The sequence below is a fragment of the Bacillus sp. B2-WWTP-C-10-Post-4 genome (assembly GCF_009183805.1).
Lineage (GTDB): Bacteria > Bacillota > Bacilli > Bacillales > Bacillaceae_G > Bacillus_A > Bacillus_A cereus.
This window is the reverse complement of sequence record NZ_WEII01000111.1, coordinates 1-11,860: the sequence shown is the minus strand read 5'-3', so window position 1 is coordinate 11,860 and position 11,860 is coordinate 1. Positions and strand designations below refer to the sequence as shown.

The window sequence follows — 11,860 nt, the reverse complement described above, 5'->3', positions numbered from 1 at the left end:
GGTTTAAAAAATATTTTTTTCAAATGCTATCTCTATACAATGCAAAGTTTATTTTATAATACTTCTACTATTAAAAATTTCAAGATTATGCATAAATATCATACTTTTATTATTATTCTATAAAATGTCATACTTTTCTTTCATTTGACCCTTTATTTCTAATTTTGTATACTTCCCTCTAGTTATATATTTTCGATACGGAATAACTTCATATAGATGGGAGGAATTTTTCATGCTTCGTTATTCTCTTTTAGTTTTATTAGGAGCGTGTAGTTATGGAATTTTAGCTATTTTTGTTAAGCTTGCATATGCAGAAGGATTTTCACTTGGAGAGGTAATTGGCAGCCAATATTTGTTCGGTTGGATTATTTTGCTTGCTATTACACTTCTATTTTCTAGACATCGCGTTCCTTTAAAGCAAGCATTACTTTTATTCGTTGCAGGAACATCTGCAAGTTTTACCGGAATTTTTTATTATGCTTCATTAAAAACTGTACCAGCTTCTATTGCAATTATTCTTTTATTCCAATTCGTTTGGGTCGGAATTATCATTGAAGCAGTCGCAACAAAAACATTACCTTCAAGAGAAAAAGTTATTTCTGTTATTTTCTTACTTGTAGGGACATTTTTATCAAGTGGTTTACTTGAACAATCAGTAGGTGCTTTCGATACGACTGGGGTCATTTTAGGTTTATTATCTGCTGTTACATTCGCAACATACATTTTCGTAAGCGGAAAAGTTGCTGTTGAAGTACCTTCATTACCGCGCGGTGTTCTCTTAATGACTGGTGCTTTAACTTTAGTCATGATTGTATTCCCACCAACATTTATTTTTAATGGTGCCATTTCTCAAGGTCTTTGGAAATACGGTTTAGGATTAGGAACATTTAGTATCGTTATTCCATCTATTGCCTTTACAATCGGGATTCCAAAAATCGGTTCTGGCTTAGCGACTATTCTTGGTGCAGCGGAACTACCAGTTACAACAATTATGTCAGTATTCGTTTTAAAAGAGGCTGTACTATCTTCACAATGGTTCGGTGTATCACTTATATTAATTGGGATTGCAATCCCGCAAATTGCATACGCAATGCGTGGACGTTATCGTAAACATCATACGCATAAAAAAGTCGCAGCATAAAGTGAAACTTTAATTAGTTGAACCAATCGGGCTTTTATGGGATAAACGAGAGAGGATTTTCATTTGAGAATCCTCTCTTTTATTGTTGTATACTTATGGTAAATATTTTGCTGAAGAAAGAAGGCATACTACATGGTATCTATTTCAAATCAACTAAAAGAAAAACTTATTTCCATCCGTCGACATTTACATGAGTATCCAGAACTATCATATGAAGAGTTCGAAACAACAAAAGCAATAAAAAATTGGTTAGAAGAAAAAAATATTACTATCATTGATTCCAATTTAGAAACAGGAATTATCGCTGAAGTGTCTGGTAATAAAAACGGACCAATTGTAGCAGTTCGTGCTGATATTGATGCCCTTCCTATTCAAGAAGAAACACATTTGTCCTATGCATCTAAAGTACGAGGGAAAATGCATGCTTGTGGACACGATTTTCATACAGCTGCTATTTTAGGTACTGCTTTCTTATTAAAAGAAAGAGAATCTTCCCTAAATGGAACGGTTCGCTTCATATTCCAACCAGCTGAAGAAAGTAGTAATGGCGCTTGCAAAGTTATTGATGCTGGACATTTACGTAATGTGCAAGCGATTTTCGGCATGCATAATAAACCTGATTTACCAGTAGGTACAATTGGCATTAAAGATGGTCCACTGATGGCTGGAGTTGATCGATTTGAAATTGAAATTCACGGAGTTGGTACACACGCGGCTGTACCAGATGCTGGCGTAGATCCTATTGTCGCATCCTCTCAAATTGTGATGGCACTGCAAACAATTGTAAGCCGAAATATAAGTTCATCTCATAATGCGGTTGTTAGTGTTACAAATATTCATGCAGGAAATACGTGGAACGTGATTCCTGAAAAAGCTATGTTAGAAGGAACGATTCGCACGTTCCAAGCTGAAACACGTGAAAAGATTCCAGCACTCATGGAGCGTATTATTAAAGGTGTATCTGATGCATTAGGTGTAAAAACGAAATTCCGTTTTTATTCAGGTCCTCCTGCTGTTCACAACGATAAAGCTCTTACAGACTTATCTACTCAAGTTGCCACAAAGATGAATCTTAATATCATCTCGCCTAGTCCGTCAATGGCTGGAGAAGATTTCTCATTTTACCAACAGGAAATACCAGGTTCATTCGTCTTTATGGGAACGAGCGGTACACATGAATGGCATCATCCTGCTTTTACAATTAATGAAGAGGCACTGCCTATAAGTGCAGAATACTTTGCTTTACTAGCCGAAAGAGCACTTAAACAATTCTCATAAAAAAAGCCGTTCAAAGTGCATCTCAGCACCCTGAACGGCTTTTCTTATTAAGTTAAATCACGTTTTAAAAACACAGTATATGAAATACATAAAAATACGAACAAATAAAGTAGTAACATACATGATGCAAACGGGAATGTTACTCCATCAATAAAACTTCCATTCTTTGAAATACTATATAAATCTGTGTTTGCTGGCAATAAATATTTCGCCCAGTTATATCTAGTGGCTGCTAATAACGCAATATTGCCTGATAAAGCAAGGAATAGTGAAATACCAATTGCACCTCCACTAGATCTCGTTAACACAGAAATCATAAATGCAAACGATGCATACACAACCGTTGGTAACCACGATAAAACATAATATTTACTTGCTTCCACAAAAATATTTTGTTTTATTATATTTCCATCTTGGAAAATAAACTCACTCCATACAGGCTGTTGGAATTTATAAATAACAAGTCCACATAAAGCGGAGAAAATCATATTAAATATAAACAATAAAGCTGCAAATATAACGATTGCTAAAAACTTTGCTGTTAAAATTTTAAATCGACTCGCCGGACGGATTGTTAAAAATTTATATGTTCCCCAGCTATATTCATTCGCAAAAATTGTACTTGCATACACGAGGATAAATGGGAGCAAAATTGGAAATACGATAAAACCTGTATCTCTCATGAAAGAAAGTGGAGAACTGCTTGCCGGTGCTGTATCTGTATCTAAATGCTTCATCTTAAGCTGGTATTCTTTTACAAGCTCATCCCCTGATTTTTCTGCTAAAATAACTTCTTTTTTCATGCCAAGCTTTTTCTCAATTTCTACAGTACGTTCTGTATAATCTACTTTCCATCCTTTTGTTTCCGGTTCAAAATACTTTACCGTAACCCACCCTAATCCGATTATTAATACTGCAATAACCGCAAATGGAATAATCGTTCGCTTCCGCTTAAATATTTTATACAGTTCGTTATATACTAAATTAAACAATATCTTTTCCCCCTGTTAATTCTAAAAATTGCTCTTCTAACGTTTTTCTTTCTTCATATACACGATACACTTGAATATTTTTCTCAAGCAATGTACGAATAACATTTGGGATTTCTTCATCTTTTACATTAATAAGTAATTCATTATCTTTTACTAAAACATCATGCCCTAATATTTCCGCTGCTTTATTCGCATCATCTACACGTATACGGATCGTCTCCATCTCTTCGCTTTGGCTATGCTGAATATTTTGCGTAGCCACATATTCCCCGTGCTGAATAATGATAACTCTGTCACACATTAATTCAACTTCTGAAAGTAAGTGACTTGATACAAGTACAGCTTTTCCTTGTTCATGTGCAATTTTTTTTATGTACATTCTCATTTCATGTATTCCACTAGGGTCTAATCCATTTGTCGGTTCATCTAGTATCAACACGTCTGGATCGTGAATAAGCGCCTGAGCGATTCCTAAACGTTGTCTCATGCCGAGTGAATACGCTTTTACTTTGCGATCAATTACTTGTCCCATCCCTAACAATTTCACTACTTCATCAATACGTTCTTCGGTCACATTACCATTCATTCGTCCGAAATATGTTAAATTTTCATACCCGCTCAAAAAAGGATAAAATTCGGGTGTCTCAATTACCGCCCCAATTTTCGCAGCGGTTTTTTCAAATTGCTGTTTCACAGATTGACCATCAATCCATACTTCACCTTCTGTCATACGGATCATACCAACCATCATTCTCATTAAAGTCGTTTTTCCAGCACCGTTTGGTCCGAGTAAACCGACAACCTCGCCTTTTTTCACTTCAAAACTAATATTTTGTACAAGTGTCTTTGAGCCGATTCGCTTCGTTAACCGATCGACTTTTACAATTGATTGTTCATTTGTCATTCTATACAACCTTTCCTTCCTATTCTTTGTCAGGTCTTTTCACTGTAACATGATTATTTTTATGTGTAAAATTGAAAAAAGCATGATTTCTCATGCCCTTTCTTTTAATCGCAACGAATTTTCATCTTTTAAACTTCGAACAAATCGATAACATTGCATAATCGTTATTAAAACGACAGTCATCATAATTATACTAATAATTACAACTGCATATATTGTAATTGGCGCACTATTTACTCCTTGTATCCCTGCGATTTTCATAAAGATAACCGTAAATAATTTTAAAAATAACATCCCATTAACTAATCCAAAAACAAACGCTGCTCCATAAATGAATAATTGCTCCTGACATAATAAACATAGTACTTCTTTTCTTTTTATATTTTCTGCTACATAAGATGTAAACTCCTCTCTCCTCACTAGCAAAAGGGAGTACATCATTTTATATGTAGTAAAAATACATATGAAAATTAGTACAATAAACAGTGTGTAAAAATACATTTGAAATACAAATGCATCCCCTACTTTCAAAATAGCTCCTTCATTAAATTGTAACGATATCATAAAAAACAAAATCATAGTACTCATAGCAATCCACATAAATTGCTTCATCCTTTTGGTAGCAAATGTTCTAATATTTTTTCTCGCTAACCGACATAAAGACATAAAATTCTTCCCCTACCTTATTACATACGCATTCTATACTACTAGTGTATAAAAATATGACATTTTAAACATCGCACTACAATCGGAATTTCTTCTAAGTCTTTAGTCCTAGAAAACGAAATGATAAAAAATCACATTTAGAATATAATTGTAAAAAGGAGGAGATTGCATGCGTATAAAATTACTATCAATCTTGTGTTTATTATTACTCACAAGTTGTAGCCAAATAAAAAACAATGAAGTTGCCGTTGTTGAGCCATACAAATTAACAAAAGAGCAAGCTTCTATTTTACAAATGACTCCTTTTCAAGAAGGAAATAGCATGTTTTATAACGTTACTCTTAAAAATGATAAAGATGAAATAAATGCTACAATTGATTATTATAACAATGGTAAAAAAACAAAAGAAATTGCTAATATAGCTACCTCACATTTTTCAAAAAAGAAAGTAAAGCTTTCTTTTTTACCACCACATTTCCAATTCGATAAAGATATACAAGAAAAAAGGCAGTGGTATCTGAATATTGAAGGTGGTTCAACACTTGTTCCTGAAGAAGCGCCACCAAGCGTAAATAGCTCTGCAACTACTACAATCCAATCTATAAAAAATTTAAAATACAATCAAAAAACAACTTTAGCTGCTGTAATCCAAACCAGTAAAGAAACTGTAAGCGTTCCTACCATTGATGAAGAAACAGGTATTGATCTACTCTTAAAAGAAAATGAACACGTTTATCTATTTAGTATCGAGCTAAAAAAAGAACAATAAAGCGGAAATGCAACTTAAGTTGCATTTCCGCTTTATTGTTTAATAAGGTGTACTTTTATGAATTTGAATTAAATCCATATTCTGTTACTACTATTGCTCATCTTCTACTTCTATTCTTTTCTTCTCTCTTGCAATTTTTAAAAACTCTAGTAGCTCTGGATTACTATTCATTTTTTTGTAAGCCACTGACATTTCTGCAACAAAATTAGAATCATATAACTCTTTATATACAACTTCTGTTTTATATAACTTATTTGCCGACACGGGTATTACTGTAATTCCAATCCCTGCTGCTACAAGCCCCATAACTGTTTGATACTCTGTTGCTTCTTGTACAATACGCGGACTAAATCCAACTTCTCTGCAAAGAGATAAAATTGTATCATACAAAGCTGGCCATACTGGTCTCGTAATAAATACAAACGGCTCATCTCGTAAATCTTCTATATGTATTTCATCTTTCTCTGCAAGTGGATGTGCCTTTGGTAAACATAAGGTGCAAGATAACCTTTGAATTGGCTCTAATTCTAATAATTGCGTTGGAATTGGTGGACGTAAAAAGCCAATATCGATACGGTTATCATGAAGTGCATGAACTTGATCTGGTGTTGACAATTCATGTAATGCAACAGACACTCTCGGAAATTTTTTTCTATATTCCCTAACAATTGATGGTAAAATATCATATATCGCCGCACCTACAAAACCAATTGAAAGTGATCCTACTTCTCCCCTTTGCGCACTTTGTGCAACTTCTACTGCTTTTTCAATTTGTTCAAACGCCTTTTTTACTTCTTTTAAAAACATTTCTCCTGCTTCTGTTAGTTCAACCTTTCTTTTCGTTCTTGAAAATAATGTAACTCCCATTTCTTTTTCTAATTGCTGTATTTGTTGACTAAGTGGTGGTTGTGTCATTTGTAAACGAGCAGCCGCCCGTCCAAAGTGTAACTCTTCTGCCACAACAACAAAATATTGCAAATGCCGTAATTCCATTTTTGGACACCCTTTTCACTTTCGATTAATATGTCTAATATATTAATAACATATAATTTATATATTAGACAAATATTTTGAATGAACGTATAGTAGAAATTGTTAATTCTTTTTTACAATTTTTATGTAAAAAAAGAAAGAGGTGGTTACTGTATGAAATGGTGGAAGTTAAGCGGACAAATTTTATTACTATTTTGTTTCGCTTGGACAGGTGAATGGATTGCAAAACAGGCACACCTCCCAGTTCCAGGAAGTATAATCGGTATTTTTTTATTATTAATTTCATTAAAATTTAACCTAGTTAAAAAAGAATGGATACAGGACGGAGCAGATTTTTTATTAAAAGAACTTATTTTATTTTTCATCCCTTCTGCAGTCGCTGTCATACGTTACAGAGATACACTAACACAATATGGAATCGATCTCATTTTAATTATTATGATTAGCACTCTTTGCGTTACCTTAGTTACAGGACTTTTAACAGAATTGCTACTAAAGCGGAAAGGATCAACGCAATGATCGGATTTCTTTGTTTACTATTAACACTATTCACATATTGGCTATCAAAAAAAATGTATCAACGCTGGAATTGGAGTCTACTTTCTCCTCTTCTCGTCTGTCCCATTATTTTAATTGCTTTATTGCTCGGATTAGATACACCTTATGAAACATATGAATCTGGTGGTCACTGGTTAACTGAATTATTAAAACCCGCAACAGTTGCTTTTGCATGGCCAATCTATAAATACTTTGATTTATTAAAGAAACATGGAATGGCTATCTTACTTAATGTCATTGTCGGTTCGTTTTTATCAGTCATTACTTCAGCACTACTAGCAAATTATTTTCAAATTGATTCATCACTAGAACATAGTTTAGCGCCACATATCGTAACAACACCAATCGCAATGGCTATTTCAGAAATGATTGGTGGTATGTCACAATTAACTGCTGTATTTGTCGTTTTAACTGCCTTAACAGGAGCATTGCTCGGCCCTTCTCTCATACGTATTTGCCGTATTAAAACAGCAATCGCAAAAGGTATTATGTTAGGAACGAGCGCAAATGGAACCGGTACATCAAAAGCATTCGAAATCGGTCCTGTGGAAGGAACAATTGCAAGTTTATCCATGCTTTTAACAGCAGGCGCTAGTTTAGTTATCGTTCCGCTTTTCTTGTCTTGGATACATTAAAGAAGCAAGTATTTACATACTTGCTTCTTTATCTATATATTGGCACAGCAATTCATAATCCTCTGGAAAAGCTAAACACAATTGTTCAACTTCATGTATCCCTTTCCAAGCAATTTCATGTATTAACTCATCAGGGTCTTGGATTTTCATATTACCGCCTATTTGTTTAACAAAATAATAATGGACATACACTGGAACACCGTATGTAATACCCTCTTTTTCATATATTTTATTTACAACTTCCACATTGTAACCTGTTTCTTCCCAAACTTCCCTGATACAACATTCTTCTAGTGTCTCTCCCTTTTCAATTCCTCCACTTGGGACAGACCACCTTTTTTCTTCTCCCTCTTTGCCCTGCAGTACCATTAAAACTTCATTTCTTTCATTTACACATACCGCTGCACTACCTATCCATCTCTCCATAAACACCCCTCCCCTACTAAAATTCGCCTTCTTTATTATTTTCCCCTTGAAAAAAGAGGAAATAATAAAACAATGACGAAAAGTTACATCAACTTCATAGACAATCCCTTCTTAGAAATTAAAACTGGAAGGATGAAAATATGATTTCTAATTATGTCGTGGAATGTGTCTTTTGTGAAGAAAATCGAAAACCTCGCCAAGCTATTGTCACAGTTCCCGCCACTACTCAGCTACTAGCCCTTGAAAAAGTGCGCGCGGAATGCAAACGTCGCTTTGGAAAAACTGTATTATTGCAAACAGAAATTAAAGAAGAAATAATTTTCGAACAAAAAGAAAGCTGACCATAAATTGGTCAGCTTTCATATCCGATCATATTTTCACATGAAGATTAGGGGCATCCTCTTTAAGGATCGGGATTTTCCCATTATGTACGTTCCATAATGGTCATCGAACAATATATTTCTATGCAATTAACTATTGAATAGAATAGGGCAAAACTTGTTCGCATTTTTAGAAAAGGGATAGGGATATAATTCAAGTAGTACTTCGAATACTCGAACTTTACACTCATAATATTAAAACAAATCCTTTTATATGGGAAATATGAATTACCTATATAATTCATTCGTAAAATATATTAATAGTTTGCTATATTAATTTTATCCCGCTATTTGTAGGCAGTAACCCCCTGCTGATTATAATTTCACTTTATTCCATCAATAGCATACAACCAGCTAAAACCGGTGTCATAATCATCGAAAACCTCAAAAGCGTTCGCGGTGCATAATTTGTAAACTTCGCGCCAATGTATGCCCCTAACATGGTCCCAATCAATACTTGTAATAACAATATATAATCTAAATATCCTTCCGAACTATATCCTATCCCGCCTCCAATTGCAATCGGTAATATAACAAGCATTGTTGTCCCTACAGATTGCTGAATCGTAAGTCCCAATAGAACCATTAATCCAAGTTGAATAAACGGTGCAGAACCAATCCCAAATGAACCAGCCATCATTCCAGTAACTAATCCAAGGCATACACATTTCAACAAGTAGTTCACGGAAAACTCTTTATGTTTATATAAAGACGACTTTTCTTTGTTTTGGAACATAATTAATTTAATAAACATAAAAATTGCCGATAAAAATAACATCCCAGCTGTAAACCAATGAAGAAGATGTGCTGGTATAAGTGAACCAAATTTAGAACCAATATAAGAGCCAATTGCGCCAAATCCCCCAACAATCCCGCCTATAATAAGTGCAACATTGCCTTCACGGTAATGACTTACAACACCTGATAATGTCGTAAATGCCATTGCAGTTAAAGATGTTGCAAGAGCAACATGAATAGGGATTTGGAATACTAAAGTGAGTATCGCGATAATAAACCCAGCTCCTCCAGCTCCAACAAATCCTAATAAAATACCCATTACTAACATTGTTATAATTATTGCCACAGACTTTCCCTCCAATAACACAATTATCCATCATATTTATCCTTACATACAAATAAAAAGCATCCTAGATGGATGCTTTTTATTTCAATGATATGTACTTAATCTTGATTAATCAAAATAACTGCTGGACCAGCGACCACCACTCCAGCTACTTCTATCTTTTCAAATTCCTTTACTGTAATAGAGATAACTCCTTCTCTTTCCATCAATTCTTTACTCAGGACATCAGTCGGGATTGCTTTCACCGTCTTACCTCCTTTTCATTTATACAATATGATAAAGTGAAACTTTAATGAGTGGGGTTTTTGTTTGTACTTATTAATTATTACCCCTCACCAATCGGACTAATAATCACCCAATGCATCTATATATATGCATCACCTCCGCTTTCATTCCTTATTCCACTCAAAAACCTTCTCCCCCTTCCGTGACATATTGAAAAATAAAAAAGAAGCTATAACATATAGCTTCCCTCTACGTTTCTTTAATCTTTATGCACCGTATATTCCATGACTTTTCCATCTCTATCAAATTGGAAAACAAGCTGTTCGCTATCTATTGGAATAAAGCCACGTTCAGTCCCAAGATAATACAAAGTGGTAACTCCTTCTTCCCCACTTCTCGTTTCCGTTGGAGCTCCTAACAATTGTATAATTTCTTCATTTGATTTCTCTATTAATTTATATTTTTGTAATAGATCATCTACCATATATACCCGCTTATCTGCATGATTTAACCATCTATTTTGATTAAACTTTGATGTATATTCATTTACACTTAGTTGTACAGTGCACACTATTAATGGTATGAGTGCTACTATTAACCCCCCCAACATTTGCTTCTTTTCTTCATTACGATTTTTAGAAACATATAAAATAGCCCTTTGAATCATGACTAATAAAACAAATGGTATGAATACTACAAAAATGCTCCTTACACTTAAGGGTATATGGACCATATCAATGACGAATATAAATAGAATGTACATTACTATATACAAACAAAAATAGACATACAAAATGCCACGTAGCATAGCGTTCAGAAAGATCTCCCCTTTTAACTCACTATATAATTCATCCGGCTAATCATTTCTCGAATCTGTTCTAATTCTTGCACTGTATATACTACTTTCCCTGCTAAGATTTCATTTCTGAAGAACGTTACAATTTGCTCCCGATCTTTTAATCTAGGTGTTTCCTCACTAGAAAGATCTATTATTTCTTTTCCATTTTCATTATAAAAATATACAACTGGTTTTACCTTTTCTTTTATACTATTAGCCTGTATTTCATTCAAACAATTGTATAAAATTTTAGATAGTTTCTTCGCCTTATATACTGGATTTCCTTCATTTTTCACTTGCATAGTTGACGAATCTTTACCTACTATATATTCAAATGTCTCTTCTTTTTCAACTTCTTGTTGATACTTACCCATTTCATCAATCATAAATGAATATATACCAGCATTTTCTTTCGTTAAACCATGAATTAATTTCTCGTTCCATTCTTTCGTCTCCAGTAGATAAATACCAGTTTTGCACAAGATGAGATGATGGATTCTATTATCGTTTATTTCACTATTATTTTTAATAAAAACATTCGGCATGACTTGAAATTCAGCATCTAATATGATGCCTTGCTCTATGAATCCTCGCTTCATATAATGTAATGTTTCGTACGTATTCATTTCAGCACCGTTTTTAGTATATTCTCGTAAATTTGCAATTAATTTTTGAAACATATGTATTTCGTTATTATGTTTATTTTGCATTTCACTACGTTCTTTACTATGCTGCATAGCTAATTGATTTTTCATCATACGCATATTTTCAATTTCTCTATTTGCACTTACTTGTAAATCATTGTATTTTTTCTGTTCCATATTTTTTAAATTATTTTGTTGTTCTTTATGCTCTATCACCGTAGCTGCAATTTCGTTTTCATACGTTTCAATTGCTTGTTTCTTTTCAAATTCTACTTGCTGACTCTCTGATTCTAACTGTTTATTTTTATAAAACAGCACAAATACTAC

The 11,860-nt window shown here is 33.7% G+C and carries 15 protein-coding genes; 6 read left to right on the top strand and 9 right to left on the bottom strand.

Annotated elements, in window-relative coordinates; genetic code table 11:
- The first annotated feature begins 232 nt into the window (after positions 1-232).
- Together GBN78_RS25215 and GBN78_RS25210 are read left to right on the top strand one after the other, a co-directional pair.
- Positions 233-1,141, top strand: coding sequence for an EamA family transporter (locus GBN78_RS25215; protein ID WP_000947046.1), 909 nt, complete (start codon positions 233-235; stop codon positions 1,139-1,141).
- Positions 1,142-1,273: 132 nt separating this feature from the next.
- Positions 1,274-2,419, top strand: coding sequence for a M20 peptidase aminoacylase family protein (locus tag GBN78_RS25210; protein WP_000253670.1), 1,146 nt, complete (start codon positions 1,274-1,276; stop codon positions 2,417-2,419).
- 47 nt (positions 2,420-2,466) lie between these two features.
- On the opposite strand, the gene GBN78_RS25205 is transcribed toward GBN78_RS25210, so the two are convergent.
- From GBN78_RS25205 to GBN78_RS25195, 3 genes are all read right to left on the bottom strand, one after another.
- A complete protein-coding gene (locus GBN78_RS25205; RefSeq protein WP_152127834.1) occupies positions 2,467-3,411 on the bottom strand; it encodes an ABC transporter permease in 945 nt (314 codons plus the stop codon).
- Positions 3,404-4,315 (bottom strand): ABC transporter ATP-binding protein, encoded by a 912-nt coding sequence (locus GBN78_RS25200; RefSeq protein ID WP_000180622.1) that lies wholly within the window; start codon positions 4,313-4,315, stop codon positions 3,404-3,406. Before GBN78_RS25200 ends, GBN78_RS25205 begins: the two co-directional genes overlap by 8 nt.
- Positions 4,316-4,405: 90 nt before the next feature.
- Entirely contained in the window at positions 4,406-4,981 is a 576-nt protein-coding gene (locus tag GBN78_RS25195; RefSeq protein WP_152127833.1) for an FtsX-like permease family protein, read from the bottom strand.
- A gap of 169 nt (positions 4,982-5,150) precedes the next feature.
- Between GBN78_RS25195 and GBN78_RS25190 the strand changes: the two genes are divergently transcribed.
- Positions 5,151-5,750 (top strand): hypothetical protein, encoded by a 600-nt coding sequence (locus GBN78_RS25190; RefSeq protein WP_001220607.1) that lies wholly within the window; start codon positions 5,151-5,153, stop codon positions 5,748-5,750.
- 90 nt (positions 5,751-5,840) lie between these two features.
- Here the strand turns inward: GBN78_RS25190 and alsR are convergent, their stop codons facing one another.
- Complete coding sequence (gene alsR / locus GBN78_RS25185) at positions 5,841-6,743, bottom strand: acetoin biosynthesis transcriptional regulator AlsR (protein ID WP_000423235.1); 903 nt, start codon at positions 6,741-6,743, stop codon at positions 5,841-5,843.
- Between the two features lie 153 nt (positions 6,744-6,896).
- Here alsR and GBN78_RS25180 point away from each other — a divergent pair, with 153 nt between their 5' ends.
- Positions 6,897-7,262 (top strand): CidA/LrgA family holin-like protein, encoded by a 366-nt coding sequence (locus tag GBN78_RS25180; protein ID WP_000872365.1) that lies wholly within the window; start codon positions 6,897-6,899, stop codon positions 7,260-7,262.
- Positions 7,259-7,936 carry an LrgB family protein gene (locus GBN78_RS25175; RefSeq protein WP_000578965.1) on the top strand — a complete coding sequence of 226 codons (678 nt, stop codon included), beginning with the start codon at positions 7,259-7,261 and terminating at the stop codon, positions 7,934-7,936. The genes GBN78_RS25180 and GBN78_RS25175 overlap by 4 nt, the downstream gene beginning before the upstream one ends.
- 12 nt (positions 7,937-7,948) lie before the next feature.
- On the opposite strand, the gene GBN78_RS25170 is transcribed toward GBN78_RS25175, so the two are convergent.
- Entirely contained in the window at positions 7,949-8,362 is a 414-nt protein-coding gene (locus GBN78_RS25170; protein ID WP_152127832.1) for an NUDIX hydrolase, read from the bottom strand.
- A gap of 140 nt (positions 8,363-8,502) precedes the next feature.
- Here GBN78_RS25170 and GBN78_RS25165 point away from each other — a divergent pair, with 140 nt between their 5' ends.
- Positions 8,503-8,703 carry a DUF3903 domain-containing protein gene (locus tag GBN78_RS25165; RefSeq protein WP_000625226.1) on the top strand — a complete coding sequence of 67 codons (201 nt, stop codon included), beginning with the start codon at positions 8,503-8,505 and terminating at the stop codon, positions 8,701-8,703.
- A 367-nt stretch (positions 8,704-9,070) separates the two neighbouring features.
- On the opposite strand, the gene GBN78_RS25160 is transcribed toward GBN78_RS25165, so the two are convergent.
- From GBN78_RS25160 to GBN78_RS25145, 4 genes are all read right to left on the bottom strand, one after another.
- Positions 9,071-9,826, bottom strand: coding sequence for a sulfite exporter TauE/SafE family protein (locus tag GBN78_RS25160; protein WP_000974667.1), 756 nt, complete (start codon positions 9,824-9,826; stop codon positions 9,071-9,073).
- Between the two features lie 98 nt (positions 9,827-9,924).
- Entirely contained in the window at positions 9,925-10,071 is a 147-nt protein-coding gene (locus GBN78_RS25155; RefSeq protein WP_000644411.1) for a BC1881 family protein, read from the bottom strand.
- A gap of 239 nt (positions 10,072-10,310) precedes the next feature.
- Positions 10,311-10,859, bottom strand: coding sequence for a hypothetical protein (locus GBN78_RS25150; protein WP_000943749.1), 549 nt, complete (start codon positions 10,857-10,859; stop codon positions 10,311-10,313).
- A 23-nt stretch (positions 10,860-10,882) separates the two neighbouring features.
- A partial coding sequence (locus GBN78_RS25145) for an NERD domain-containing protein (RefSeq protein ID WP_152127831.1) occupies positions 10,883-11,860 on the bottom strand: 978 nt, incomplete at its 5' end.